General features: G+C 54.8%; 31 protein-coding genes. 11 read left to right on the top strand and 20 right to left on the bottom strand.

Going from position 1 to position 24142, the window contains the following annotated elements; all coding sequences use genetic code 11:
• Positions 1 to 38: 38 nt before the first annotated feature.
• From ACUXV1_RS15855 to ACUXV1_RS15840, 4 genes are all read right to left on the bottom strand, one after another.
• Complete coding sequence (locus ACUXV1_RS15855) at positions 39 to 803, bottom strand: Rha family transcriptional regulator (protein WP_446015813.1); 765 nt, start codon at positions 801 to 803, stop codon at positions 39 to 41.
• Between the two features lie 489 nt (positions 804 to 1292).
• Positions 1293 to 1727: an H-NS histone family protein gene (locus tag ACUXV1_RS15850; RefSeq protein ID WP_446015814.1), complete on the bottom strand. Its 435-nt coding sequence runs from the start codon at positions 1725 to 1727 to the stop codon at positions 1293 to 1295.
• 172 nt (positions 1728 to 1899) lie between these two features.
• Positions 1900 to 2070, bottom strand: coding sequence for a hypothetical protein (locus ACUXV1_RS15845; protein WP_446015815.1), 171 nt, complete (start codon positions 2068 to 2070; stop codon positions 1900 to 1902).
• Positions 2071 to 2081: 11 nt separating this feature from the next.
• Positions 2082 to 2579: an antirestriction protein ArdA gene (locus ACUXV1_RS15840; RefSeq protein ID WP_446015816.1), complete on the bottom strand. Its 498-nt coding sequence runs from the start codon at positions 2577 to 2579 to the stop codon at positions 2082 to 2084.
• 220 nt (positions 2580 to 2799) lie between these two features.
• Here ACUXV1_RS15840 and ACUXV1_RS15835 point away from each other — a divergent pair, with 220 nt between their 5' ends.
• Positions 2800 to 3549 (top strand): DUF2971 domain-containing protein, encoded by a 750-nt coding sequence (locus tag ACUXV1_RS15835; RefSeq protein ID WP_446015817.1) that lies wholly within the window; start codon positions 2800 to 2802, stop codon positions 3547 to 3549.
• Between the two features lie 78 nt (positions 3550 to 3627).
• On the opposite strand, the gene ACUXV1_RS15830 is transcribed toward ACUXV1_RS15835, so the two are convergent.
• The 6 genes from ACUXV1_RS15830 to ACUXV1_RS15805 form a co-directional block, all read right to left on the bottom strand.
• Complete coding sequence (locus ACUXV1_RS15830; protein WP_446015818.1) at positions 3628 to 3849, bottom strand: hypothetical protein; 222 nt, start codon at positions 3847 to 3849, stop codon at positions 3628 to 3630.
• 32 nt (positions 3850 to 3881) lie between these two features.
• Complete coding sequence (locus ACUXV1_RS15825; protein WP_446015819.1) at positions 3882 to 4085, bottom strand: hypothetical protein; 204 nt, start codon at positions 4083 to 4085, stop codon at positions 3882 to 3884.
• A gap of 54 nt (positions 4086 to 4139) precedes the next feature.
• A complete protein-coding gene (locus tag ACUXV1_RS15820; RefSeq protein WP_446015820.1) occupies positions 4140 to 5534 on the bottom strand; it encodes a tyrosine-type recombinase/integrase in 1395 nt (464 codons plus the stop codon).
• A gap of 202 nt (positions 5535 to 5736) precedes the next feature.
• Positions 5737 to 6027 (bottom strand): hypothetical protein, encoded by a 291-nt coding sequence (locus ACUXV1_RS15815; RefSeq protein WP_446015821.1) that lies wholly within the window; start codon positions 6025 to 6027, stop codon positions 5737 to 5739.
• A gap of 209 nt (positions 6028 to 6236) precedes the next feature.
• The gene (locus ACUXV1_RS15810; protein WP_196783775.1) at positions 6237 to 6473 is read right to left on the bottom strand and encodes a hypothetical protein; all 237 of its coding nucleotides are present in this window, start codon (positions 6471 to 6473) and stop codon (positions 6237 to 6239) included.
• Positions 6474 to 7122: 649 nt separating this feature from the next.
• Complete coding sequence (locus tag ACUXV1_RS15805) at positions 7123 to 7440, bottom strand: hypothetical protein (protein WP_156038873.1); 318 nt, start codon at positions 7438 to 7440, stop codon at positions 7123 to 7125.
• Positions 7441 to 8806: 1366 nt separating this feature from the next.
• On the opposite strand from ACUXV1_RS15805, the gene ACUXV1_RS15800 reads away from it, so the two are divergent.
• The 7 genes from ACUXV1_RS15800 (at position 8807) to ACUXV1_RS15770 (ending at position 14451) form a co-directional block, all read left to right on the top strand.
• Positions 8807 to 10111 carry an alpha/beta hydrolase gene (locus ACUXV1_RS15800; RefSeq protein WP_446015823.1) on the top strand — a complete coding sequence of 435 codons (1305 nt, stop codon included), beginning with the start codon at positions 8807 to 8809 and terminating at the stop codon, positions 10109 to 10111.
• A gap of 138 nt (positions 10112 to 10249) precedes the next feature.
• The gene (locus ACUXV1_RS15795; protein WP_446015824.1) at positions 10250 to 10552 is read left to right on the top strand and encodes a hypothetical protein; all 303 of its coding nucleotides are present in this window, start codon (positions 10250 to 10252) and stop codon (positions 10550 to 10552) included.
• Positions 10543 to 11034, top strand: a complete 492-nt coding sequence (locus ACUXV1_RS15790) for a tyrosine-type recombinase/integrase (protein WP_446015826.1) — start codon at positions 10543 to 10545, stop codon at positions 11032 to 11034. Before ACUXV1_RS15795 ends, ACUXV1_RS15790 begins: the two co-directional genes overlap by 10 nt.
• Positions 11035 to 11309: 275 nt before the next feature.
• Positions 11310 to 11927, top strand: coding sequence for an AAA family ATPase (locus tag ACUXV1_RS15785; protein ID WP_446015827.1), 618 nt, complete (start codon positions 11310 to 11312; stop codon positions 11925 to 11927).
• On the top strand, positions 11924 to 12169 hold the full coding sequence (locus tag ACUXV1_RS15780; protein WP_446015828.1) for a hypothetical protein: 246 nt from the start codon (positions 11924 to 11926) through the stop codon (positions 12167 to 12169). The genes ACUXV1_RS15785 and ACUXV1_RS15780 overlap by 4 nt, the downstream gene beginning before the upstream one ends.
• A 600-nt stretch (positions 12170 to 12769) precedes the next feature.
• Positions 12770 to 13195, top strand: coding sequence for a LexA family protein (locus ACUXV1_RS15775; protein ID WP_446015829.1), 426 nt, complete (start codon positions 12770 to 12772; stop codon positions 13193 to 13195).
• Positions 13195 to 14451 (top strand): Y-family DNA polymerase, encoded by a 1257-nt coding sequence (locus ACUXV1_RS15770; protein ID WP_446015831.1) that lies wholly within the window; start codon positions 13195 to 13197, stop codon positions 14449 to 14451. Before ACUXV1_RS15775 ends, ACUXV1_RS15770 begins: the two co-directional genes overlap by 1 nt.
• Here the strand turns inward: ACUXV1_RS15770 and ACUXV1_RS15765 are convergent.
• The gene (locus tag ACUXV1_RS15765) at positions 14434 to 15087 is read right to left on the bottom strand and encodes an SOS response-associated peptidase (protein ID WP_446015832.1); all 654 of its coding nucleotides are present in this window, start codon (positions 15085 to 15087) and stop codon (positions 14434 to 14436) included. The two genes, ACUXV1_RS15770 and ACUXV1_RS15765, sit on opposite strands and share 18 nt — an antisense overlap.
• Positions 15088 to 15200: 113 nt before the next feature.
• Here ACUXV1_RS15765 and ACUXV1_RS15760 point away from each other — a divergent pair, with 113 nt between their 5' ends.
• The 3 genes from ACUXV1_RS15760 to ACUXV1_RS15750 are packed head-to-tail and all read left to right on the top strand — an operon-like array spanning position 15201 to position 17103.
• A complete protein-coding gene (locus ACUXV1_RS15760; protein ID WP_446015833.1) occupies positions 15201 to 15659 on the top strand; it encodes a hypothetical protein in 459 nt (152 codons plus the stop codon).
• Between the two features lie 29 nt (positions 15660 to 15688).
• Positions 15689 to 16108, top strand: coding sequence for a hypothetical protein (locus ACUXV1_RS15755; protein ID WP_446015835.1), 420 nt, complete (start codon positions 15689 to 15691; stop codon positions 16106 to 16108).
• Positions 16105 to 17103 (top strand): hypothetical protein, encoded by a 999-nt coding sequence (locus ACUXV1_RS15750; RefSeq protein ID WP_446015836.1) that lies wholly within the window; start codon positions 16105 to 16107, stop codon positions 17101 to 17103. The genes ACUXV1_RS15755 and ACUXV1_RS15750 overlap by 4 nt, the downstream gene beginning before the upstream one ends.
• On the opposite strand, the gene ACUXV1_RS15745 is transcribed toward ACUXV1_RS15750, so the two are convergent.
• From ACUXV1_RS15745 to ACUXV1_RS15705, 9 genes are read right to left on the bottom strand one after another with little or no spacing between them, the layout of a single operon-like run.
• A complete protein-coding gene (locus ACUXV1_RS15745; RefSeq protein WP_446015837.1) occupies positions 17081 to 17581 on the bottom strand; it encodes a hypothetical protein in 501 nt (166 codons plus the stop codon). The two genes, ACUXV1_RS15750 and ACUXV1_RS15745, sit on opposite strands and share 23 nt — an antisense overlap.
• A gap of 2 nt (positions 17582 to 17583) precedes the next feature.
• On the bottom strand, positions 17584 to 17826 hold the full coding sequence (locus ACUXV1_RS15740; RefSeq protein WP_446015838.1) for a hypothetical protein: 243 nt from the start codon (positions 17824 to 17826) through the stop codon (positions 17584 to 17586).
• Position 17827: 1 nt separating this feature from the next.
• Complete coding sequence (locus ACUXV1_RS15735) at positions 17828 to 18442, bottom strand: hypothetical protein (RefSeq protein WP_446015839.1); 615 nt, start codon at positions 18440 to 18442, stop codon at positions 17828 to 17830.
• Positions 18427 to 18717, bottom strand: a complete 291-nt coding sequence (locus ACUXV1_RS15730; protein WP_446015840.1) for a hypothetical protein — start codon at positions 18715 to 18717, stop codon at positions 18427 to 18429. The genes ACUXV1_RS15735 and ACUXV1_RS15730 overlap by 16 nt, the downstream gene beginning before the upstream one ends.
• Before the next feature lie 17 nt (positions 18718 to 18734).
• Positions 18735 to 19025, bottom strand: a complete 291-nt coding sequence (locus ACUXV1_RS15725; RefSeq protein ID WP_446015841.1) for a DUF5658 family protein — start codon at positions 19023 to 19025, stop codon at positions 18735 to 18737.
• Positions 19022 to 19852: a tail fiber domain-containing protein gene (locus ACUXV1_RS15720; RefSeq protein WP_446015842.1), complete on the bottom strand. Its 831-nt coding sequence runs from the start codon at positions 19850 to 19852 to the stop codon at positions 19022 to 19024. Before ACUXV1_RS15720 ends, ACUXV1_RS15725 begins: the two co-directional genes overlap by 4 nt.
• Positions 19842 to 20081 (bottom strand): hypothetical protein, encoded by a 240-nt coding sequence (locus tag ACUXV1_RS15715; RefSeq protein ID WP_446015844.1) that lies wholly within the window; start codon positions 20079 to 20081, stop codon positions 19842 to 19844. The genes ACUXV1_RS15720 and ACUXV1_RS15715 overlap by 11 nt, the downstream gene beginning before the upstream one ends.
• Positions 20078 to 20440, bottom strand: a complete 363-nt coding sequence (locus tag ACUXV1_RS15710) for a hypothetical protein (protein ID WP_446015845.1) — start codon at positions 20438 to 20440, stop codon at positions 20078 to 20080. Before ACUXV1_RS15710 ends, ACUXV1_RS15715 begins: the two co-directional genes overlap by 4 nt.
• A gap of 13 nt (positions 20441 to 20453) precedes the next feature.
• On the bottom strand, positions 20454 to 24113 hold the full coding sequence (locus tag ACUXV1_RS15705) for a host specificity protein J (protein WP_446015846.1): 3660 nt from the start codon (positions 24111 to 24113) through the stop codon (positions 20454 to 20456).
• Positions 24114 to 24142: the final 29 nt, after the last annotated feature.

Here is a 24142-nt window from a genome sequence, read left to right as displayed (position 1 = left end):
GTTCTTTGGTCCTTTTTTTAATGATGGAAACTTGCCTATCAGACGATGTTCATTGCCCTTGCGTGGCTAATAACATCCCGAAGGTCCGGTAGGGTTTTGTTTACGTACATCAGTTGGGGGAAGGTGTGGCCTGTCCTTGTGGATTTCCGATACACCACTTTAAAGAAGCCGCTTGCCGCTCCTTTCTTTGTCAGCTTTGCGGGCCCTGAACGGCGGTCAAACAGTCCCAACGTCTTCAGAATCAGATTCAACACGATGGCGCTATCAATCCCGCACCGCTGGGCGGCCTCTGTCGCGGTCGAGTAACCATCTGTAGATAGGAACTCCTCGAATGCCTCCACCTTCGGCGCATCCTCTACAAGCTTTGCCTCAAGCTGTTTGCGCTGCTTCATTTCCTGTCCGGCCAAGATCAAGGCATCTTCGAATGTCTGCGGAAGCTGGAAGGCCGGCGCGGCGTGCTGTCTAACCTGCTCCTCAAGCTCTTGCCAGCGGTCTACAAGCCGTGCTGTGAATTCCGGGCAGAGCTGCGCGACAACAATGTAAGAGTCACGCTTGCCAACGTGGTAAACGGTTTCGTAGTAGGTGCGTCCATTCGCTACCTTTGCGGGCATATCCCCCATTGAGGGACGTGCTATAACGCCACGATCAGCAAGGCGCTCAATAGACTGCTTAACCTTGTCGTGGCGGCTCTCTACAAGCTCTGCAATCTCGCGGCTGCTCATGGTCAGCGTCCCCGCTTCGCTGCTGGTCATGGGCTGGGTTTGGTTAGCGGCGGATACGGTCAGAGCGTTGATATAGGACATGGTGAAATCTCCATATAAAAGGAATAAATAAAGGCTTTACTTATAGAGTCTTAAAATAGTCTTTAAGATTTCTTTAAGGTGTGAGCGTGGATAGCGCGGAGTGTGATTTCCTTGCTACTGTGTGTTAATTGAATGTCATGCCAGTCCGAAAGCTCGAAAAGTGCTGACGGTGGGCAGAGGCGCTGAAAGCGTTCTCTTGCTACTGTGTGTTAATTGGATGTCATCAACTGAAAAATTGAGATTGTCCCCGCGTCTGTTAAACGAATGTTTAAAAACGTAGGAACTTTATTACGCAATCTGTACAAATGCCACACGCAATGCAATGGCGATACTGTATAAAAATTAGGCTTTGCTAATATATTGGAATGGAGAGGGGTTGTGAGGCGATGAAGACAGGGTATCTTCATGCATATAAAATAAAAGGGCGGACCTTTTCAGGCCAGCCCTCAATGCTTCTTAACGTCTACAAACAATTCTGTTACAAGAAACTCAGCCCTTAATCGGCTGCTTCAAGTGCGCGTGCGCGTTGTTGTCGCCCTCTTTAATCCGTATGTCATCCAGCTTCCCGCCATTGTCAAGGTAGGTTTGCACCCATACCGGCTTTCTTCCTAGCCCTGTCCACGTCTCTGCATAGTTTGCTGGATTCCGGTAACGTGCCGGGTGTTTCATGCCCTTTAGCGAGCTTCCGCCAGCGCTGGACGGAGCTTTAGCTCTGATAGGCTGTTGTAGGCCGTCCGCGCCCGTCAACGTGAACTGTAGGCCGTGCTTTGCCGCCAGTTCTTTGATAAGTGCCATGTCCTTTTTCTCTTCTTCCTTGCGCAGTGCCTTAAGCTGCTCTCCTGTCTCTTGGTTTAGGCCGTCAAGCTGTGTAAGCGACAGGCTAGCCAAATCTAGGCCCAGAGCTTCAGCAGTCGGAAATTTCATTCTCGTTGTCCTTTGGTTAATTACAGCTACGCTGCGAAATGAGTCTAACTCTACTGTGTTCTGTATAGCAAACAGGCGAACACTCAAGGCTTGAATGTACGGCTGTTTGCTATCTTACATCGTGTTTGAAGCATACTAATTGTTAAAGAGCGGGTAGACAACAGCCATTGCTTTACAGTTGCGCGCCTCTTTTGGCTGCGCTGTTAAGCTCTTGAAGGTATTGAAGGATTGGGATTGCTTCGTACTTCTCTTTGTTTATCTTGTCTGCCAGCTCTTTGTTAAAGGTTTCGTAAAGACCGGAGGTGCTGCCCTTCTTTCGGATAACCCAGCTTGCTGTTCGCATGTCCTGCTCCTTTAGCGGCTTGGGGTCGCATAAACTTCATACTCAACTTCGGTCAGCTCGCCGTTTAACTCTATGTCTTTGGCGTAGGCTTCAAAGTCAAAGTAACGCGCAACCTCTTCAGAGATACCATCTAACAGGCAGCTCTCTTCAACCATCTGAATGCCTACTTGCTGAAGGTTTCCGCGATAGATTCGGACATCTTCATAGTGTTCCATCGCGTATTCGAAAGAGTTGTTTTCGTGGCCGATGATGTGCTGGACAGCAACCTTTTCATCTTCAGTCAGGTAGGAGTATTCTTCAGCGGCTTCAAAATACTCTTCAATGTTTGCCTGATTGACATTCATTAGGTTAAAGACTGTTACATCGTCATCATTGCCATCAATTAGCTGAATTTCGTATTCTTCAACAGGCTGGCGAGCGTCGAATTGTGCTTGATACTCTTCAAGGCTGGTGAAGTAAAAGCCGCGAGCGTTAAAGTCGTAAGGCTGAGCAAAGAGGCGGATAGTCATGGCGCGTTCCCTTTCGTGTTGCTGTTACGTGTTTCGATGTCGCACATTGTGCATATGTATTTTGTGCACGTCAACACGTTTCCGCAAAAAAACCTCATGGCATGAAGGCGCAGCGCCCAGCAAGACAGGGTCACAACTGGCAAATATGTTATTATCATGTGAGGCTAGTTCAAAGAGATACTCATGCAGCCTAATCAACATCAACCCGAGGGAATGACAAATGCATCCAGATTTTGATCCTGATGATACTCTATTCAAGTACTACCCATTCAACGAATACTCTGAAAAAGTGCTAACTGACAAAGAAATATTTTTCGCTAACAGAGAGAGATTCAATGATGTATATGAGAACCATTTCGGCATAGAAACAGCGGGGGTTGAGCTGCCCCCTGCAACCATTAACCAATTAGCCCGCCAACTGTTTGACTCCCCTGACCTTGTTGCAACTTTTTGCCTATCGCGTAAATGCAATGAATCGCTAATGTGGGCACACTACGCGGAAAATCACACCGGTTTCTGCCTCGCCCTTTCAAAAAAAGCGATTAAAAATGCCACTTATTTCAGACGCAAAGACAGCGAGGATAAACAGGACATAACCGGCAGGCTAATTAGTGGCGATGTTGAATATCAGGAGACACCGCCCCTAATACAATTAGAAGATGTTAGAAAACGGGCACTGAAATCTAAAAAGGGCGAGTGGGGAGAAGAGCTGATAAGTAAGATTTTATATACAAAATCTACTCACTGGACATACGAGGATGAATTTAGATTTGTTTTAACCACCGGAGAAAAACACAATGGCGTATTAGTCGGCATTCCAGAAGAGGCGATTAAAGGCGTTATATTTGGAGCGAGAACAGAAGAGTATCACCAGAGGAAAATTTCCTACAGCCATCGAAGTCTAAAACTCTACAAAGCAGTGCAGTCCCAAGAACAATATAATTTAATCATCCATAACATTCGTGATTAGATACATTTAAACCAAAATAACAACTAAGCCACTTTAGGTTAATAAAGTGGCTTAGCGTCGTACAAACATAAAGTACGGTTAAGAAGACATAAAGCGTTTATTCAAGAAAAGCTCCCACGCCATCGCGGGCATTTGCCTATACCGCGTACTTTCCGGCTGTGACTCCCAAGTCGTCCAGGCGCTTAGTGTGGTGTAGAGAAGTTCCGCCGCCTGCTGTTGTGTCAGCCCTGCCTCAGCCCTAGCGGCCTTGATCTCTTCGACGGTCGGCAGATGTCCACCAGTCACAATAAATTCATCCATCATGCTATCTTACGCTATTTAGTTGTGTCATGTTACCACATGGTGCCCAGGGCCGCGCCTACCAGCCCAACGCCCATCAGAACGCCAACAACCACCAGCGCGGCCTTAAATGCGTATGCTACCTTTTCGCCATTCTCCCTAGCCACCACAACAAAGATTAGGAGCCAGACTAGAAAGACACCGGACCACGCGATAACAAAGCTTTTCATGCAAATCCCCTCAATCAAAAGGGGCATGGTACCAATCCATGGAGCTGGCAGCGGTCGGACTTAACAAATCCTCAAACTTTCTTACAATAAGTTACTCCATACGCCAACGTCCCGCAGTGTTGTGAACACTTCATCGTCCGGATAGTCTTCGGCGTATGTCCCCGCTGTCATATCATTTGCTAATGAGTGGCCCATTACTCTTTTTTCCATTCTTAGGGGCATTCTAGCTTTCAAACAGCGATCATTAAAAGCGTGCCTAAATGCGTGATTCGGCCTTTCTTTCTTCGATATCTCACCCTCTAGCACCTCAAATATCTTTTTAGTTCTCCATCCCGCGCTAGCTGAATATCCCCGCGTTTCGTCCCGTTTTAGGCCGCTGAACACTAATTCAGAGTCTTGAGAGTCCATCCAGGCGATGAAGGCATCAATCACCCTTTCCGGCCATCCGAGATAAACAGTGCGCTTCGCCGCCTCAGACTTCAATTTCTTAGTGCCTTCATCGTCTTCCGTGATATCACAAGTAACAGCAAAATATCTAGCACCATCCGCGCAATGCTTCAGTACACAATCCTTTTTATGGAGCTGGGCAGCTTCATCAATTCTTAAGCCAGTGTAGGCCATAATTCGGATTAACCATGAACCGGCGTCATCATCCGTGGTGACAGACAGAATTTTTTTAAGCTCTTCATCTGTCCACCGCTTTGAATATGCGCCAGTGCTGGCTTTGGCTGCCTGTCCCCTACGTGGGGTTAGTCCAACAGCGGGATTCACATAGCCTTTAATGCCTTGCGTAGTCTCAACCCATCCAAAGAAACTCCCGATATAAGTCATATATAGTTTGCGGGTAGATGCAGCTATATCCGGCCACAACTTATTGACCCATCCTAGAATTTGATGGCGCTCGATGGAGAGTATAGACGTGTCCGGCCTTGCTAATCCTTCCGGAGTCTTTTTCGTCCCTCTGAGCAAATAACCATCTTTCCCGAAGAATACAGTTGTTGCCTCCTTGGTTTTATTCGAGTATTGCCCCTTCAATCTCTCCTGCACATATCTAGCGCATAGCTCCCCTAAAGTTGGCGCTTTGATAGCTGTAGCCGTCTCTAATGCACTGGCTGCTGTCGCTGGTGCGTTGATAGCCTGCTGATGGACAGCCGCTAGTGCGTCTATTACGGCCTGCTGCTGGACGTGCATGAACTGCATAGACCTAGAAGCATCCATCCTGTAATGAACTTGCAGAACCCGCACAAACTCGCCATCTAGATAATCAGAAACCTGTTTCCAGTGGTCCAAGCCTTCCGCAGCCGTTCCGCGTGTCTGGATGCGTAAAACCTTCATGTAACCATTCACGGAATCGCGGACAGCTTCCCAAGCGTGCTGAGGCAGTTGCGCAAGCCCCCTAGTCGTCTTTTTGCCTCCTAAAGACTTAGGAAGCTCAATGACTAGTGTTTTGCGTTTGTTATCAATGCTGGCGGACATATTCGTTTCTTGTTGCCTGTGCGCGTGCGTGCATGTGTTGGCGCGTGTTAAGGGTTTGGAGAGGGCTAGACAGGTCTAGGCAGTCCCCCACAGATCGACACCCACTTAATGACAAATAGATATAGACACCCTGAAAACCCCTGTAAAATCACTCTAGATACACTCTAGCGCCCTGAGAATTCGCCGTCAAGTGTCAATAAATTCAATAACTTATCAAGAAGTCTTGCGCTACTCTTGCAAGTTGAAGGCTGCTAGTACGTGTGTTCACGATGGCAATGCCATTGACCGCGCCACTCAAACCGACAAATAGCCAATGAGAATCAGTGCTGGCTGTAATCCCAAAAGGTGAGCCAGGCAGTGTCAGCAACTGTGCTTGTGGCAGCGTTGGCCCAGCTTGCACAACGGCTTGGCAAGCAGCCATGCCAAGCGTAGTTGCGATGATTGAAAACGTGCTCGTCAGGCGAACTTTGCGCCAGGCATGTTTGAGTTTCATAGCATCACTCCTCTTGTTGCGGCATCCCGACGCCCGAATAGCGTCAGCAATGAACTAAGCACCTGCGATCTTGGCAAAACGGTTTAGAACCTGTTTGGATACGCTGCGCGTTGACGGGATAGTCAGACAAATGCGTTGCAACCGTCTTCGAAATGCTCATGCACTGAGGCGTACATCCCGCTTCCTCAACCGTTTTCGCCTTGCCCCACTTAGCGGATCAAACACACCGCAGCCGGGGAAGCATTCACGCCGGAGGCGCTGCTCGCGTTGGCAAAGGTCGGCCTCGCTCTAGACGCGTCGGTGTCGAGCACCGGCACGTGCTTGTGCAGCTCATCAAAGTAGGCGCAAGCCTTGGCCTTGTTGCCGCCGGGCTGTTTCAGCACATCCCCCGGCCGCCAGATAGTTCCAGCATGCGCCGCCGAGGTTTTGGGGTTGGGCGTTATCACCTAGACGCCGGGCTTGATCAGGTTGTCCCAATCGCGAACGCTCTTGAGGTTGCCCTTACGCACTAGGAGCACGATGGTGGAGGTATATGGGGGTGCGTCATGGCATGGCGACATCCTGAAGCTGCAAGTGATGTTTGCATCTAATCAGAAATGTCATATCGCCAAAAGTGATTATTTATTATCTTTAAATTCCAATTGGATCTATGTGGATATGATTTTTAAATAGATGTGTGAAATAGCATTTTCGTTAGAAATCATTTCTGGAAATATAAAAGTCGGCATTACAGTGCGAGCCCCCCCTTGAGGAGCTCAACGCACAGACCGCACCAGCCTTGCCGTTTCCGGTAAGGATGGCCACAAGCAACATTCCGCGCCAAAAACGTCGGGTGGCTGCATCTAATGTTGATGCCGCCAGTCTTTTGGTCAGTTCTAACGGGCATATCCCATGCCTATAACAGGCAGTAGCTGGCACCCTCAATGTCAGCCTCCTGTTATGACCATGCCCCAGCCAGCTTTGGCTGGGGTCTTTTTATGTCTTTGAACCTGTTTACGATCTACTACACGTCGTGGGCGCATTACACGGCGAGCACGTCAAAGCTTCGCGAGCCGAGGCTCGCGAAGCTCTAGTTTCAGATTAAGATCTGAGCAATTACAAATTACTGCATTGTCCTGTCACACCGCTCCGCCAAGATTTGCCGCCGGCATTCTTGCAGTTGTGGGCATGCTGGTGATTTCCAATAACCTTACCTGTGCAGTTCTTTGCGGAGAAGCATTGCCCTGGTTTCCTTGGTTGGATTTGATCCATTAGAGCATTTGGGGATAGATTGCTATCATTCTTGCTGGCTTGTTGGGTAGCAGAAGTGACTTGGTTGGCTTGAGTGGAGCCGATAGATGATGCGCTGGCAATAGAGGAAGCCAGCAGAAGAAAAGCGGCAAAAGGAATGGTTAGAGCGTTGATGGTCTTCATGACTCAAATCCTTTAATGTGCGAGAAAAATGCAGCAAAACCGCAAATTTCTATAGTGACGATAAAATTCAGGCAACAGGAATAGTTAAAGGCTCTCGCCTCAACACCCACATTAAGCCTTGATTAAGAAAGTCAAAATAAAAACAATATTAACAATGGAGTTAATATCAATGCGGCCGCACACTGTAGGGACTTTATGAGGCAACGACAGTTCACAGACTTTTTAGGTATTATTCACGTTCTTTGTGAGAGCTTAGGGACGGTCAAGTATTACTAATTAGCAAGTAATGAAAAATATTCAGACGATTTGACTATGTGTCGGCGCTCATTTTCCCTGTGACCTAATCTAGAGATTTCCGGCCTCAAGGTGAGAAATTCGGAACTCGATCGGGGTTTGGTAGCCCAGCGAACTTCCTTTCCTCTGCCTCGTATCTTTGCGCGAAGGCAAAATTTGCGCACACACTGAACTACTGTCCATCACTTCAATGGAGTAGATTTGCTGGGCCTCCGAATCGATGCCCTAATGTACCCTTACGCAATTGCCTGCGATATTCCGCTCAGTGCTTCCTGGTTTTTCACTCACCTTCGCCCAACATATTGATGCCGGTAACTCAGCGCGCCTGAATTTTTCCGGTAGCGAATTTGGACCTGCAGCATCTGCTATCCCTTGGACAGCGTGCAGTAGCCCGGGACGGCCCTGCCAGCTTGAACAGGCTTTGCATGATACCGATGGCCTGTCGTAACCCCAGCCGGAGCGGGTTCGTGACGGTTAAAACGAAGTGACCGACAACCTGTGTTCATCCGTGGCGCAGTTTCAGATTTAGCCCACGGGAGACAGCGCGTAGCGCGCAAGATCGGGCGCGCGGGCGCCGGCGGCCGAGCAGAAGGTCGCCTAATCCACGTGCCCAGATTATTTGCCTAGGCACGTTCTCGTGCGAGGACGTCGCCTAGCTCTTGTACCTGGGCATCGAGTCGGTGCAGTAGATCTACACCGAAGCTGTCAACACCGAACTGCTGCGTTTTGTATGTACAAATTGACTGCAGAAGATACACAAGAAAGTGGGGAAGTAGCATAAATCAAACTGATACAGTCTCGACGGCAACTATCAATTGCCCGGCAGCCAGAGGCAAGCATATATAACACGCAATAAGCGTATGGCTACTTCTGGCACTTGTACATGTCAGACAACTACACTGGGGATAGCCAAATGAATTCTTTCATGTCCATACTAATATTGATGAGCGTCATATCATTTAGCACCGAGGCTTCAACAGTCCAATGGCAAAATTGCTCAGGCTTAAAGTTCCGTCACTGGTTTAAAGACCCTCCTAATACCGAACTGCAGTGTGGGTACCTAGACGTCCCATTGAAATACATCAGTGGAACAAGTCTTAATGAACAGGGTACCGGAAATGTAGTCAGGCTTGCTCTGACCCGGCTTCCTGCCAAAGGGGTGAGTAAGGGTTCTCTTTTGGTTATTAGCGGAGGGCCTGGTTATTTTGGCATTAACCCATGGGTAGATATAGAAGGATCCGCCAAGAAAATACATGAATCTTGGGACATCGTGGGATACGACCCTAGAGGGATTGGGCAGTCTAAGCCCATAATTGACTGCACAATGATAGAAGAGCCGTCTACCCCCGAAAATTATAACAAAGATCTGATCAATGCCTGCGTTAAATATACAGGCATTGATGTTCTAAAACATATGGGTACTGACGAAGCTGCAAGTGATGTGGATCGTATTCGGCAAGCTGTAGGCGATAAAAAAATAACAGCACTAGCATACTCATATGGAACTCAAGTCGGCTTGATTTATGCAGAGCGTTTTCCCAATAATGTCCGGGCCATGGTGCTTGACGGGGTTGTAGACATTGATGAAGCAAAAGATAGTTATCTCATGCGAGAGAATCAGGAAAGAGGATATCAGGCGACTTTTGAACGATTTGCTGCATGGTGCGCAAAAACCAAAAAATGCCCACTTTCTGCCGATAAAGCTGTAGCAACTCAACAGTACATTGATCTGCTAAACAAGTTGCATTCTTCGCCACTATCCAGGTCAGATGGTCAGCAGGTATCAGCCAATGAGCTGAGATCGCTAACCACATCACTCCTAATATGGCATTCATCTTGGCCCGATTTGGCCACAGTAGTAAGACAGCTAAGTAAAGGCGTTGTCGGAAAAAAGGTAGAAAAAATCTTGAGCCAGCAGGAGTCTGATTCAATTTCAAACCTATCGGAGGATGCTCTTAATGTCATATCTTGTGTCGATTTCTCTCCCGCCGGACTCAGTCAGGATGATATCCTTTATCGGAGACGAAAAATAAAAGAAGCGTTCCCTGCAATCAATTTCCAGCCCCAAGAACAAGATCCTGTTGAACTGTGCGATATGTGGCCTTGGAAGAGCAACTTTCATTCGAGACGTCCTGCCAGCATACCCGTCTTGCCTCAGTTGCTTTTTGTAGCCCAGCGATATGACCCTACGACTCCATGGCAGAATGCAAAAAATATGGCGACTCAATTTAAAGGTAGATTGATTACTCTGGAAGGAGATGGGCACACTCTAGCATTATCGGGAAAGGAAAAATGTGTGGACAAGGCGATTATCGACTATCTGAATGCGCCTGATAAAAAACAAGATGATATGACATGTCATAGGCAGCGTCATTGATCGCAAAGGTTGTCTGTAGCGCCCCTTTAATGTGCCAATCTTAAATTTTTCTTTCTCGTTACTTACCATTTAACCCCCGTTCATGAAAAATGACAGGGGTTTTCTTTTTGGAGAAACGAATGGGCCCGCAACGCCTGCATGACTAGGTGTGAGCTTCCTCTTGGGCCAGGTTATGTTTTAGCAGTGCAGCGCTGGGCAGAGCTTGAGAAAGCAAAGATACCGGCCATGGCGCTTCCTACTTTCAAGGATCTGGCAGATAAGTACATGCAAGATGCCATTCCATTAAAATCTCCGAGGACGCAAATTGAAAACCTACGGCAGATGAAAAATTTGCTGGAGTTCTTCTGCAATTCTGAACCTGCTCAGCTTGAGGACATAGAACCCGTACATGTGCGTCATGTATATGGACAAACGCAGCAAGTCTGGCAAAGTTGCGGCTAATCGAGAGAAGGCCCTCCTCTCCCACATGTGGAAAAAGGCCCGCTGATACACTAGTCATCAGCGAGCGTGATATTAAGGACGGCTCAATCGAAATTAAGCAATCCAAAACCTCAAAGAAATTGCGAATCGCGGTGGCAGGAGAACTGGAGGCGCTCCTCTGCAGGATTGCCAAGCGCAAGGTCAGGCTCCGACTGAGGTCACTTAAGCTGATCGTGAAAGAGGATGGACAGGCCCTAACGAAAGGTGGGCTACGTGGCCGGTTCGAAGATGCAAGGGAGCGAGCGGCGGAAAGTAGCCCCCACATTGCAGCGGAGATACGTAGATTCCAATTCCGCGACCTACGAGCTAAAGCTGGCACAGATAAAGCGGATGACTCTGTAGATGTTAGGCAGGCACAACGGCAATTAGGCCATAGTTCCATCGTAATGACAGAAGCGTATATTCGGAATAAAAAAGGAGATAAGGTCAAACCGACCAGGTAATTGCAGAGCAAAGCAAACGGGCCTTGTATCGCTACAAGGCCCGTGGAATATGGTGCCGGCGGCAGGAATCGAACTCGCGACCCCCTGATTACAAGTCCGAAGTACAGTGTAAAATACTTTTGAATTCAATCACTTAAGCATGTGCACTTCCGCAAGTTTGCAAGTTTAAGTCGTTGTATACCGGGAACACTCCATTCGAACCCGGTTCACTTACGGTACAAATCCACCCACACCCCCAACCCGCTTCGGCGGGTTTTCTCATGCATGGAGAAAATATGAAAACCATCGCCACATTCTCGCAAAAAGGCGGCTCGGGTAAATCTACCACGGCCGTTCACCTGGCCGTCGCCGCAGAAGAGGACGGCTGCAAAGTCATCATCCTCGACCGAGACGATGCGCAAGCTTCAAGCTCGCGCTGGGCGGCCTGCCGCGCAGCCTCGACGCCCATCGTCCTAAAGACGCCACCGTCCCAGCTTCAAACCGCTCTCACAGCCGCCAGAGCCAAAGCGTTTGACCTAGCAGTCATCGATGGCCCTCCTCATTCTTCACCGGACTCTGCCGCCATTGCGCGCGTCGCTGACATCATCCTGATTCCCGTCCGGCCAACGGCGTTTGATCTAGCCGCAGTCGGCAACGCCGTGAAGATCGTCACGGCCGCCGGAAAGCAGCCTCTGTTCGTGCTGTCTGCCTGCCCTCCTCGCGTGCCTGAAGTGGCCGACGCACGCCAAGCGCTGGGTGACTTCGGTGACGTGGCACCTGTTGAGATCGGCGAGCGTATAGCATTCTCGCGCGCCATCTACACGGGCCGGACTGTGACGGAGTTCGACCCCCGCGGCAAGGCTGCGACCGAGATCCGCGCGCTGTGGCAGTGGATCAAGGAGAGGCTGCAATGAGCAAGACCAGCTTGAAGGCTTTCTTGGGCACCGGCGAGGCTGAGCTGCCAGCCAAGGAAGATAAGCCGCTGCCGGACTACGTGTCGGTCAAGGTGAAGGTCCACCCTGACGACCACCGCCGGCTCTCGGACCTCGCCAAAGCGGAACGCCCATCTAGCCTACAAGACCTTGGCGTGGAGGGATTCAACCGCGTGCTTGCCGAGCGCGGTCTTCCGCCGCTGCGCCCTTACAAAGATGGGTAAATGCCTGTTTGCGCATTTGCGCATTTGCGCATTTGCGCATTTGCCCTTTTGCTCACCTGCTCATTTACCCATTTGCGCACATGCACAGTTGCATTAAAGCGCGCGATGTACGGCGAGAGTCGCCCAATTGACACACAGTCCACGCATCATTTGATATAAATTTGCGTAATCCACGCATAATTGCCATGCTGATTGCAAATCAAGGAGCAATCCGCCATGCGCCTCTACCTCTCCCCCGACCGCTACTACGCTATCGCCATCCAACTGGACCTGTTCGACAGGCCCGTGATCGTGCGCGCCTGGGGTGGCCGCGGGAGTCGGCGCGGTGGCTTGGCGACAGAACCATTCAGCACAGCGCGGCTCAAGGACATTGACCGCCGCCGGCGACGGCATGGATACCAACTACACAGTCCCAACTGATGAGACTCTCTGCCTACTCCTTGCCGGCGCTCTTGTAGCGCCGTTTTCTTTTGCTACTCCTCTACCGGCTGGTAGCCGACTACGAAGTCGGATTCTTGCCAAAAGCATACTAAAAACCCATTTTGATATTCTCTTGACCGTGGTCTAATTTGAATTTGTACGCATTCAAATTTCACGAATATGACTTCACACCCACCCAGCCGGCCAGCCGTCGGCGGCCTACTGCTGCCCGTGGCCGGCGCCCCGGTGCGTGCCGGCTTCCCGTCTCCGGCTGACGACTATCTCGACGACGCTATCAGTCTGGACGGCTATTTGATCTCCGACCCGGCGGCCACCTTCCTTGTGCGCGTGCGCGGCGACTCCATGCGCGGCGCCGGCATCGACGAGGGCGACCTGCTGGTCGTGGACAAAGGGCTGACCGCGAACCACGGCGACATCATCATTGCCGTCGTCGACGGCGAGTTCACCGTCAAACGACTGCACCGCGCGCGTGGCCGCTGCGCGCTGATCGCCGAGAACCCTGCCTACCAGCCCATCCGCCTGGCCGATGGCCAGGAACTGGAGGTCTGGGGGGTGGTGCGCGGTTGTGTGAAGAGGTTCCGCTGATGTTCGCCCTGGTGGATGGCAATTCCTTCTATGCCTCATGCGAGCGGGTGTTTCGTCCCGACCTTGCCGGCCGGCCCATTGTGGTGCTGAGCAACAACGACGGCTGCGTCGTCGCGGCCAGCGCCGAGGCCAAGGCCTTGGGCCTGAAAATGTTCGGCCCCTTCTTCGAGATTGCCGGGCTCTGCCGGCGGCACAAGGTGGCGGTGTTCAGTTCGAACTACGCGCTCTACGGCGATATGAGCCACCGCATGATGCGCGTGCTGTCCGAGTTCGCGGCGGACCAGGAGGTCTATTCAATTGACGAATGCTTCCTGGGCATGGCCGGCATGCCGGATCTGGACAGCCACGGCCACCGCATCCGGCAGGCGGTGCTGCAGCGCGTTGGCATCCCGACCTGTGTCGGCTTCGGCACGTCGAAGACGCTTGCCAAGCTGGCGAACCGAGTCGCAAAGAAGCGCAGCGAATGGGGTGGCGTGTTCGCCTGGGACTGGCTGAACGCGGCCGAGGCCGACACGCTGATGGGGCAAATGCCTGTCGGCGACATCTGGGGCATCGGCGGCCGGCTGACCGAAAAGCTGGGCGCGATGGGCATCACTACCGCGCTGCAACTCAAGCGCGCCGACCAGCGCCACATCAAACGGCAGTTCAGTGTCGTGGTGGAACGGACAGTGCAGGAACTGAACGGCGTCAGCTGTCTGGCCCTGGAAGACGTGGCGCCAGCCAAGCAGCAGATCATCGCCTCGCGCTCTTTCAGCGAGAAAGTCACCGACCTGCCCACCCTCGCCGCCTCCGTTGCTCACCATGCCGCCCGCGGCGCCGAGAAGCTGCGCCAGCAGCGCAGCGTGGCCAAGCTGGTGGCGGTGCAGATCATGACCAGCCCGTTTTCAGAGGAGCCGCAATATCGGCCCTATATCGTGGTGCCTCTGGTGCAACCCAGCAACGACACGCTGCTGATCACGCGCGCAGCGCTGGCCGGCTTGCGCCACGTTTACCGGCCCGGCTTCCGCTATCACAAGGCCGGCATCATGCTGCTGGAGATCGGCGATCAAGCCATACAGCAGTCGGACCTGTTCGCCGCGCCGCCGGACCCGCGCCGCGCGCGGCTGATGGAGGCAATGGACAAGATCAACCGGGATTGGGGGCGCGGCACACTGCGCACCGCTGCGGAGCAGCTGACGGCGGACTGGCACATGCGCCAGGATCTACGCTCGCCGTGCTACTCGACTCGGATCGATCAGCTATTGAGCGTTGACTGATTTGACCGGGGCCGGGGCCGCTTGCATCAGCTCGGCCGGAAACGGCGCCAGCATCGCCCGCGCCAGTTCCGACTCTCGGCACGCCAGCCAATCCCCGTACCGCTCGCGCGGCAGGATCACCAGCGAGCGTTTCTCGTCGCCTGGCTTGTGCATACGCCGCATCAGCGGATGCTCGTCAGCGTTGATCGTGATCTGTGTGAATGCATGCGAGATGCCGCCGTCCGGCTCCTCCCACACCCGCCACATCCCCGCCACCACAAACGGCTCGCCGTTGGCCAAGCTGATGCGGGTGCGCACGGCTTTGCCGGTCTCATAGCACGGTTCGAAAAAAGCCTGCATCGGTACGAGGCAAAGCTGGCACCGGCGCCACGCGCCCTTATACGTTGGCTTCTCCCCTACCGTCTCGGCACGGGCGTTCATCGTCGTCAGCCGCACGCCCGGCGGCAGATGGCGCTTAGGCACGAAGCCATAGGATGCCAGCAACAGGCCGCCGGCGGTGATGATGGGCGCCGCATAGTCCTGCCAGGTTTCGGCGCGCCACTCCATACCGGCGGCGTCCAGGCCGAAGCCATCGAGCAACTGGCGGTGAGTGGGTGGGGTGAAATTGACGCACATGATGTCACTATAGCAAGCCATGTCATTGTATTTTTGCAACACATGCCACGAAGCAAGCAGGCTTATTGATTATGGCCTTGCTATCTTGAATTACGTAATACATAATTCAAGTAACAAAACACACGGAGCAGGACATGGAACTGTTTCACACCTCGCCGGAAGCCATCAGCCAGATCAATGCCCACGGTCGCTATGGCTCGTTCCTGTTCTTCTCCAGCCATGTTTATGCAATGACCGCCGGCAGCTTCAAGGCTTACTCCATCGAACTGGACGAATCGGAATGCATCGGCGCCGGCGAACTGTTCTATCACGACGACGCCGCCAAGCTGGAAGACCTGGTAGCAGAGCTGGCCACCCGCTACGGGATTGACGAAGACGCCGCTGAGGCGCTGATCGATGAATCGAAATCCATCTACGACATCGAATCCAACGTAGAACCGGAAAACCTGGGCGACGCCGCTTGGGACATCCAGCACGCCACTGCCCGTGCCGCCGCTCTACTTGGCTTCCGCGCGGTACTTGTGTCCGACGAACAAGGCGCCAGCTATATGGTGGATATGCTGGGCCGTGAGCAAGATTTGAAGGCGATCTAGGCATTCAGTCAAAACGACAGGGGAAGATCATGAACTATCAGAACTTGAAGGAAGCCATCCTGGCCGTGGAGGAAAACAATAAACTGAATGACGCAAAGTGGAGCGACTGGCCCTTTGCGACAGATATCGGCGAAGTGTATGGAATTGAACTGGACAAAGAAGACATAGCGATATTGGAACGTGCGATAGAAAGCGAGGGCGCCAGCATACAAGCCGATATGGAAGCCGCTGAGCGCGAAGCGTACGGGCAGAATTTTGCGCCGGCGTGGTATGCCAAGAATCACGGCGGCGCTCGCCCTGGAGCCGGCCGCAAGTCATCGGATAACCCAGCAAAGTCTGGCAGCATCCGCTTGACTCCGGAGCGCTGGGATAAGCTGCGGGCGCTGGGCATGGAATGGCTCAGCAACCAGATCGACGCGGCCACCTTGCCGGAAAGCGGCCGAAAATGAAAGCCACATGGACGCCGGATGAAATAGCCCTCCTCCGCCAGCACTACCGGAGCATGCCGGCTGAAAAGCTACAAACGCTCTTGCAGCGCTCGGCGCCGGCCATCCGAGCAAAGGCCAATAGCCTGGGCCTCTCAGGGGACAGGCACCGTCCAGTCAGTCAGATCGAGTGGACGGATGATGAGCTTGCCTTGCTGGGGAAGGTGCCCGATGCTGAGCTTGGCAAATTAAAGGGGGTAAGCCTGGACGTGGTGAGGCGAAAGAGACTTCGCCTCAACATCCCGGCAACGGTCCCAGTCGTGTGGTATCAATGGACTGACGAGGAGGTTGCGCAGTTGGGGACCATGCCAGATGCGAGTCTGGGCAAGAAACTAGGCCGATCTTTGGGGGCGGTTAGAGCCCAGCGTCTGCGGCTTGGCATCCCTGCGTTTGCTCCGCATACAAAGTGGACGCCAGAAATGGATGCCTTGCTCGGCAAAAGCAGCGACAAAACCGTGGCGCAGAAGTTGAGTGTGAGTCTTGACCTCGTCAGACAGCGGCGATCCCGTCTCGGGATTCCCGCACACCCCGAATCGCAGACAGCCATCCACTGGCCTGCATCCATTTTGGAGAGGCTCGGGGCTGTCAAAGATAGCGTGCTGGCAAGAGAGGCAGGCATTCCCGCTCGCACCATCACCCGCAAGCGCAAACAGTTGGGCATTCCACGCTACCGCACATCGAAGAAACCGCGGCCGCTCCCGGCAAGTGCCAGACCAGAATGGCGCACCGTCATGGATTTGAGCCAGCCGGAGTTCTACCACGTCATGTCCGATCTCCACCGGTCGATGACCGGCCGGCCGCTGACCCACGCAGTTCTGTCCGAGCTATGCCTGTGGTCCATCAGCCGGCTGCAAAAATGGTTCACCCCCGGCAGCGCCCAGCAGCCGCTGGCACTGCCGGTCAGGCACCACATCTGGCTGGCGGTCTGCCACGGCATTACTGCGTGCGATCCGAGTTGAGGATCACCTGGCAGGCGTTGAGCCGCCCTGCAGCTTTGTCGGAGTCGCTGGCGATTGAGTACTGCTCAACCCCAAATCGCTCAAGAGCTGCTGCAAGTTTTTCTCGCTGCGCTCCAGAAAATTCGGCGCTTGCTTCTCCATCACGGCCGCCGGCGCCGGCGGAAGCTTCGGACAGACTCCCGCCACCGGCGGCAAGCTGGTCGCGCATCCGGAGCTGAGCGCGCAGACGAGAAACAGCCACTTGAAGTTCCACTTTCCCATTTTCCAATCCCTCCTGATATGCTGCGGCGGCTGCCGCATCGCTGACTGCGACTTTGTGTTCGACGGCGCGCGCCCGCTGTACTGCCGCCTCAGCGTTGCGAGCCTGCTCCGCCTGGGCTGCAGCTGCATCCCGCTCAGCGCCAAGGTTTCGAAACTCCCAGCCCAAAAAAGCCAAGGCCGCCAGAGCGGCGGCCAACACAATTTCCTTCCACGGCATAATCATCCCCCTCCTTTGGCCTTGGCTAGGACAGAAACACCCGCCCAAATAGCCGCCAGCAGCCCGACCACAATGCCGCCGGCCAACGACTTCAGGATGGCGTCGCTGATCCCATCCACTCGTTTGGCCAGCCGGACTGCGTCAGCTACGCCTGCCTCGTCCAGCGCCTGGCGCGCGCCCTGCTTTGCCGCTGCCTCCAGCAGCTCTCGAAACTCCTCGCGCGGAAGTACAACTTCATCACCCATTTCATTCTCCAAAATAGGCCCGGTACTTCGGGCGCCGAACGATCATCACGTTGCGAACGTGCGTGTTTGTGATTTCTGCAAATGACTGGCCATAGCCGGCCTGCCGGCGCGTGGACTGCCCACTTGTTCGCTCCAGCCCGCCGAACCAGCGGCCAGGGTCGCAGCCAACAGTGTTGGCGCACAGCCGTCGCCGCTTAAGCACCGAACCAAGTCCGGAATTGTAGGCGGCATCCATCATCGCCAGCCTGCCCTCGCCCTCGGCCCAGCGTATCAGCCGATAGTTATCGCGGTTCTTCAGGACCATTGCCGTCAGCTGATAGCGCGGGTCGAAAGCGTTGCCCCAATTCCAGCCCCGCAGCTGCGGATGGCGTGCAACCATTTCCTTGATCGCGTCGAAACGTACGCTGCCATCAGCCCGATACGCCTTGGTGAACTGGCCGAGCCCGGCGCCGTACTCGCGAGAGGTCTTCAATGTCGCATGCGTCCGCCATCCGCTCTCCTGCTCAACTTGAGCAGCCAGCACCGACTGCGAAGGCATGTCGGGCCAATGCTGAGAAACTGCCGAGCTCAGCAGCGGCAGCAGTGCCAGCGCGCCGACGCTCAGCCCCGCAGCCATAGCACACCGCCGATCACCACCGCGGCCATGAACAGACGGTCTGCCAGCACCACCAGGGCGGCGCCAGTTGGCGCATGCATTGCGATGTCGGCGGCCACCGACACGTCGACATGGAAAAGCGCTTTACGGAGCAGAAGTGCCACGCCCACCAGCACCGGCAGGGCCAGGCCAAGCTGCAGCCAAGTCTGCGCGATGATGGAGTCGATCCAATACAGCGCCAGCATTGCCGGCAGGATGAGGACGTAGATACGGTAGTCGTGCAGTTTTTTCAGCATGATTGCTCCAGAATGAATCAGGGCCGGTTTTGCCGGCCCTGTTGGATTGCTCGAAAGTTGTTGATCAGCACCGCGGCGTATATCGCCGCGAGGGTCGCGTAGGCCGGCCATGGCGGCCGTAGCCACCAGCACGCCGCCAGCAGCGCCAGCTTGGTCAGCAGCAGCGCGGGCAGTACGCCGACGCGGCCCATCGCTCTAGCGAGCCAACTGTTTGCCTCGCGGCCAATGCCGGTGCGCAGGGCATACCATGTGCTAGCTATGTCCAGTAGCTGCTGGATTGCGACCAGTAAGATCAGGTAATCGATCATGAGCCGCCCTCTAGTTCGTTGACGCGATGCGAGAGAAAATCGACCTGCAGGCTCAGTTCACGGATCGCTTCAACAAGCAACGCGGCGACGTTGCCGTATGCGACTGATAGTGTTTTTTCGTCGTCTACTCCCTCAATGACAGCTTCGGGAAGTACGACCCGTACTTCTTGAGCGATCAGCCCCGCTTGGCGTATTTTGTTGTCAAGTCGGTCGTAGGTGTAGCCACCCAACTGCTTGACCTTATCCAGTGCATTCGGAATACGGCGAACATTGGTTTTCAGCCGAATATCAGATAAGCCGGTGACGCTGCCAGCCGCGGTCATGTTTCCATTCCGGACGTCTACATGCCAGCGCCATGGCGCGGCGCTCCAGCCTCCAAGACCGAAAATCCCGTCATGGCGCAAACCAAGCTTAACGCCGTAATAGCCCTGGCAATGAAATGCCATTAATGCCATTCCAGCATCGCCAACACTTCCGGGAATGTTTCGCGTTTCCAAACCAGTTTTATCGCTGTCTTGACTCATAGCCCCGTTGAGCTGGCCAGTTTTTATGAAATCGCCTGCCGTTATGCTTCCATCCGACTTAATCGGCTGAGAAAATGTTTTTTCTCCCGTTATCGTTTGGGCAGTATTTAATGTCACACCATTTGCTACAGACTGCGAGAGCGCGCGCCAACTTGGAACCACTCGTGCACTGCCATCTTCGGAGGTAATTGTGGCCGTATCCGAGTTGGGATCAAACACGCTCCAGTAACTGCGCTGGGTGACATACCAGATCTGCTGCATTTTCCCGAGCTGAGCCGAGAGTCCCGCCCAATCATCCGCCATTCTCTGTGACCTCCAATGAATCAGCCCCGCCGGATGATATCGGGCGGGGCTTCGGGAAATTTATTTTTACGGCCCGGATTTGATCCAGCATTTGCCGCATCTCGTCGTTGAGCAGTTCCGGCGGAAGCGTCGCGACCCAGCGCCACAGCACGTCAAGCTGATCGCCAGCCGGCGGATACTCCTCGGCCCGGACTGGGCGGTGATCGCCGCAGTGATGGATCTGCATCATGTCGCCACCTCGAAAGTCGAAGATTGCATCGGCCAGGCATCAACCTGGACGTGATGCAGCCCGGGCAGCGAAAACGACAGCTCGCATTCTGCTTCGTCGCAGTCGTATGCGGATCCATCCAGCACCAGCACGCACGGCACCGGTAGATCGCGCAGCACCATACCGTCCAGCCGGGCGGGATTCGGTGGCCGCGCATCAATCTCCCCATCGCTGCGGATGTATTGAGTCAGCGGGTCAGCTTCGCCCTGCACGATGCGCTTGCCGAGTGATACTTCAAGCTCAACGTTCTCAAGCGAGGCAAGACCGGTCTGCAAGATGCGGCCGGTCTCGTCGTACTCGATGATGTTGATTTTCTCCACAGTTCCTCCTTATCTATCTCCGAAACAGCACAGCGCCATATCGAATTTGCCCGTATGCACTGTATCCACCGGAGCCGGAGATTGTGATCGTCACGGTTTCACCGGCCGATACGTCAAGAACAAGCACGCCGCTTGCGCTACCAATTGGCGTCGACCGGTTACGCGCCTGCAGGGTGACGTTGGCGAATGGTGAGTCACCAAACACAAGCATCGTGCCGCGATCCGAACAGTAAAACGCAAACGAGTATCCAAACGGCGCAACCCACCCGTTAGCTGTGACTGTGCGCGTATCGTTCTTGCTGACCGCTTCCCCTTTGATCTGCAGCGTGTCGACCATCAGATTACGGATGAAAGTCGCGTCCATCCCATTGGCGTCCACGACAACGACGCCGTCTGGCCGCTTCACCGTCAGGCCACGAGTGTCGATCTGGCCAGCCTGGAGCTGCCCTTTGATGAAGGCGGCGCCCATGCCATCCATATCGGCGACGATATGGCCCTCCAGGTTCCTGATTGTCAGTCCATTCGTATTAATCTGTGCTGCATCGATCGAGCCTTCGGCAATAACTCTCCGGCCGATGATTGAGCCGTCGGCGATCATGTCGCCTGCTATCGCCAGCGCCGGCCGCCCGTTGATGCTGGCGACGATGAACACCTGGCGCGAGCCATTGCCGTCGGGTTGAGACATCACGAACCGGTCACAGAGAAAATCGATTGCGCTGCCATTCGGGTCCGTCCGCAGCCCGATGCCGGCTACTTTCCCCGATGAGTTCAGCTTGATGATTTTTTCGGCCGTAATGCCGTCTACCGTCCGGCTGATTTCCTGCAGGCTGGCGGTATGGCTCCCGACCGTGGTTTGCATCGTCCCGACCCGCTCCGTCAGCGCAGAGTCCGCCGCGGCACGCGCACGAGACTCCTCCGCGATGCCCGCTGCGGCCTCATCCACTCGTGCCGCCAGCAGCAGACGCTCACTCGCCTCTTGCCGCAAGCTGTCGCCCAGCGTGCTGAGCTGCCGTTTCGCAAACGCATAGTGGTTGCCCTGGGTGCTGCGGATCTCGTCCGCAGTCAGCATCTGCTGCATCTGAGCCTGAATCAGCGAGTTAACGCTGCCCTGAACAGCTGAGGCTTGCTCGATTGGCGTGCGCAGCGATTCCTGCAGCTGGGCCGAGGTGATGCTGTCCTTGAGTTGTTCAAGCAGAGCCCCAGGGTCTTTGACTGTTTGCGCCTGAGCCTGAGCAAAGCCGCTGGGATTTCCCCATGTGTCGTACACGCGCAGCCAGAAGTAATATGTCACCCCAAGCTGCGCACCCTGGAACGAAAAAGCCGATGTGGGATAACTCACATCGGCCATTTTGCTCGGGTTCGGGTCGTTTTGTTTTGTGCTGTAGAACAGCTCGGCCCGTTTGATATCGGGGCGGCCTGGCGGATAGATCCAAGCCAGATCGACACGCATCGCCAAGCCCACCGCCATCAACGTCGGCGCCGGCGGCGGCGTCACCTGCCCTTGCGTCTGCTGGTTGCCAGTAACGGGGATGCTGACGACGCCAGTCACCGATACCGTCGATACCCGCACATCGTAACTGCCTGGCACCACGTCCATGATTTCGGCGTGGTTGCTAACCTGATCCGGCAGCACAACCCAGTTCCCGCCGTTCTGTCGATAGGTCACCCGATAACCACGAAGGTACGGATGCACGACAGCGGGCCAGTCCACCAGCAGCTTGACCTTCCGGCCACCATCAGGTGCTAGGTGAGGCTGCTCCTGCATTTGAACCGCCAGGACAGGCGGCATTGCGCCGGGATCGGGCAAATTGCTGTTTGGCGCAGGATCGAAGCGGAGGCCGGTTTCGATGGCCGCCCACTTGTTCGCGTCATACTGCAAGCCCGTTATTTCGAACTCGCCATTGTCAACCGACTTGATGGAAACGCAGGTCCACAAGTCCGGCTGGAGGTTGGTCGCGACCATCACCCAGGTGGCGCCGGCTACCGGCTGAGCCGGATATGGCGAAACGATGTTGAGGCTGTCGCTCGTGCCCGGCGACGCGACAACGCCGCGGCGAACCGGCACGCCGTCAGGCCCTGTAACCTCCAGCGTGTAGCTCACCCCAGACTGCAACGTGACCGGCGCATCCAGCTTGACCGTAGTGCCGGCCACCGACACAACTCGGCCGCCCATCCGCGCGCCGGCCACATGGAAGTCGGACGTCGCGAACAGGTCGCCGGGCTGGAGATCCGCGCCATAGGCGGCAGCCTTGAACACCACCATCTCGGTACTGCGCTGGGCAGTCTCCAAGATGTACCGGCCGCAGCGGCGAGCTTGGCCGCGCGTAACCGCACCCATTGCCACCGCGGAAGTCTGCTGCAACCCATAGGTCAGCAGCCCCTGGCCGTGTTCGGCATACTCCACCGCGCGCCGGTAGCGGTCGCTTGGATCAGTCCAGGCCACGGCCGCCGCAGTGAAGCGCCCATTCTTCGGCGTAGACGAATAGGTGAATTTGCCATCGATGACGTTGGTAGCATTGAAGTGCTTTACCGGCTGCTTGCCGGGCATGTCCGCGACGATCCGAATGCCTCCAGCCGACCAGTATGCCTGGCCGCAGAAGCTGCTCACGATGTCGGACACGACCTTCCAAGCATCCTGCGTGTCCTGCTGGAAATTGTGGAACTGGAACCGCGGCTCGAATCCACCGTACCCGTCCGGGACGGGCTGATCGCACCATTGCGCAATGGCGTACATTCCCCAACGGTCCATGTTGGCCGCGGGTATGTTGATGCCGAATCGGTTGTCCGTGCAGTACGTCCACAGAAACCAGACAGGATTGCTGGTCACCGCCGGCTTGAAGTTCCCATCCCATGGTCCGGTATATGTGCGTGCGACCGGGTCGTAATTACTGGGCACTTGGCATTTCAGCTGCTGCCACAGCACCGACACCGCCGGCATCCGGCTGAACTGGCGTGCGTCAAACTTCAGCGCGAGCACTGACAGGTTCGGATAGCGCAGCTGCGCATCGATGATGCTGGTGAAGGATGTAAAGACGGTTTGATTGGCCAGGTACTGCGAATTGCTGTCGGGCGTGACCCGGCGAACGCGGACCAGCCACGGGCCGGCGCCGGTCAGCGGCAGCCGCGTGCTACGCTGGTAATTCGCAGACACTTTTGCCGAGATTGTGACCTCGGCCGCCTGGGTGAACTTGCCATTTGCCGGAGCCAGATCGATCGCGTACTGCACCGTTGCGCCACCGGTGTCGCCGGTCTTAGGATCGGTGGAGCGCAGGCCGGCGGGCAGCGAAACCGTCACCCGAATGGCGGTGGCGTTCGCATCAGCAACGGTCTGGGTGATAGGGTTCGAGGCTTTCACCTCCAGGCCCACGCCGATCTCCGTCTCAACCGCCGGGAAGCCCTGGATCGCCGTCTGGGTTTGCGTTCCCGTACGGAACGCCACCTGCATGTTCTGGAAATTGAACGAGCCGTCAGGGTTCTGGATCGGCGTATCGTCCAAGTAGATGCTCTTCAGCGGGTTTGCTTGGTCAGCCGGGCCGCCGGTCTCGCCATGGCCCAGCAAGACCATCATCCGGCCATAACTGATCGATTGAGCAGAATCAGGAGACTCAACCGGGGTGCGCTGCTCCCCGCCTCCACCCCCCTTTGCGCCGAAGATGCTTTCTCGTGCGGACATGGAAACTCCAAAACAGAAAGCCCGCTTTC

Source organism: Chromobacterium sp. W521, assembly GCF_052805975.1.
Note: the sequence above shows the minus strand (reverse complement) of the source record. Positions and strands in the feature narration are given on the sequence as shown.

Bases quoted from the DNA above. Each gene is read 5' to 3' on its own strand.
- ACUXV1_RS15855 (WP_446015813.1), bottom strand. From the start codon at position 803: ATGTCCTATATCAACGCTCTGACCGTATCCGCCGCTAACCAAACCCAG.
- ACUXV1_RS15850 (WP_446015814.1), bottom strand. From the start codon at position 1,727: ATGAAATTTCCGACTGCTGAAGCTCTGGGCCTAGATTTGGCTAGCCTG.
- ACUXV1_RS15845 (WP_446015815.1), bottom strand. From the start codon at position 2,070: ATGCGAACAGCAAGCTGGGTTATCCGAAAGAAGGGCAGCACCTCCGGT.
- ACUXV1_RS15840 (WP_446015816.1), bottom strand. From the start codon at position 2,579: ATGACTATCCGCCTCTTTGCTCAGCCTTACGACTTTAACGCTCGCGGC.
- ACUXV1_RS15835 (WP_446015817.1), top strand. From the start codon at position 2,800: ATGCATCCAGATTTTGATCCTGATGATACTCTATTCAAGTACTACCCA.
- ACUXV1_RS15830 (WP_446015818.1), bottom strand. From the start codon at position 3,849: ATGGATGAATTTATTGTGACTGGTGGACATCTGCCGACCGTCGAAGAG.
- ACUXV1_RS15825 (WP_446015819.1), bottom strand. From the start codon at position 4,085: ATGCCCCTTTTGATTGAGGGGATTTGCATGAAAAGCTTTGTTATCGCG.
- ACUXV1_RS15820 (WP_446015820.1), bottom strand. From the start codon at position 5,534: ATGTCCGCCAGCATTGATAACAAACGCAAAACACTAGTCATTGAGCTT.
- ACUXV1_RS15815 (WP_446015821.1), bottom strand. From the start codon at position 6,027: ATGAAACTCAAACATGCCTGGCGCAAAGTTCGCCTGACGAGCACGTTT.
- ACUXV1_RS15805 (WP_156038873.1), bottom strand. From the start codon at position 7,440: ATGAAGACCATCAACGCTCTAACCATTCCTTTTGCCGCTTTTCTTCTG.
- ACUXV1_RS15795 (WP_446015824.1), top strand. From the start codon at position 10,250: ATGACTAGGTGTGAGCTTCCTCTTGGGCCAGGTTATGTTTTAGCAGTG.
- ACUXV1_RS15785 (WP_446015827.1), top strand. From the start codon at position 11,310: ATGAAAACCATCGCCACATTCTCGCAAAAAGGCGGCTCGGGTAAATCT.
- ACUXV1_RS15780 (WP_446015828.1), top strand. From the start codon at position 11,924: ATGAGCAAGACCAGCTTGAAGGCTTTCTTGGGCACCGGCGAGGCTGAG.
- ACUXV1_RS15775 (WP_446015829.1), top strand. From the start codon at position 12,770: ATGACTTCACACCCACCCAGCCGGCCAGCCGTCGGCGGCCTACTGCTG.
- ACUXV1_RS15770 (WP_446015831.1), top strand. From the start codon at position 13,195: ATGTTCGCCCTGGTGGATGGCAATTCCTTCTATGCCTCATGCGAGCGG.
- ACUXV1_RS15765 (WP_446015832.1), bottom strand. From the start codon at position 15,087: ATGGCTTGCTATAGTGACATCATGTGCGTCAATTTCACCCCACCCACT.
- ACUXV1_RS15760 (WP_446015833.1), top strand. From the start codon at position 15,201: ATGGAACTGTTTCACACCTCGCCGGAAGCCATCAGCCAGATCAATGCC.
- ACUXV1_RS15755 (WP_446015835.1), top strand. From the start codon at position 15,689: ATGAACTATCAGAACTTGAAGGAAGCCATCCTGGCCGTGGAGGAAAAC.
- ACUXV1_RS15750 (WP_446015836.1), top strand. From the start codon at position 16,105: ATGAAAGCCACATGGACGCCGGATGAAATAGCCCTCCTCCGCCAGCAC.
- ACUXV1_RS15745 (WP_446015837.1), bottom strand. From the start codon at position 17,581: ATGCCGTGGAAGGAAATTGTGTTGGCCGCCGCTCTGGCGGCCTTGGCT.
- ACUXV1_RS15740 (WP_446015838.1), bottom strand. From the start codon at position 17,826: ATGGGTGATGAAGTTGTACTTCCGCGCGAGGAGTTTCGAGAGCTGCTG.
- ACUXV1_RS15735 (WP_446015839.1), bottom strand. From the start codon at position 18,442: ATGGCTGCGGGGCTGAGCGTCGGCGCGCTGGCACTGCTGCCGCTGCTG.
- ACUXV1_RS15730 (WP_446015840.1), bottom strand. From the start codon at position 18,717: ATGCTGAAAAAACTGCACGACTACCGTATCTACGTCCTCATCCTGCCG.
- ACUXV1_RS15725 (WP_446015841.1), bottom strand. From the start codon at position 19,025: ATGATCGATTACCTGATCTTACTGGTCGCAATCCAGCAGCTACTGGAC.
- ACUXV1_RS15720 (WP_446015842.1), bottom strand. From the start codon at position 19,852: ATGGCGGATGATTGGGCGGGACTCTCGGCTCAGCTCGGGAAAATGCAG.
- ACUXV1_RS15715 (WP_446015844.1), bottom strand. From the start codon at position 20,081: ATGATGCAGATCCATCACTGCGGCGATCACCGCCCAGTCCGGGCCGAG.
- ACUXV1_RS15705 (WP_446015846.1), bottom strand. From the start codon at position 24,113: ATGTCCGCACGAGAAAGCATCTTCGGCGCAAAGGGGGGTGGAGGCGGG.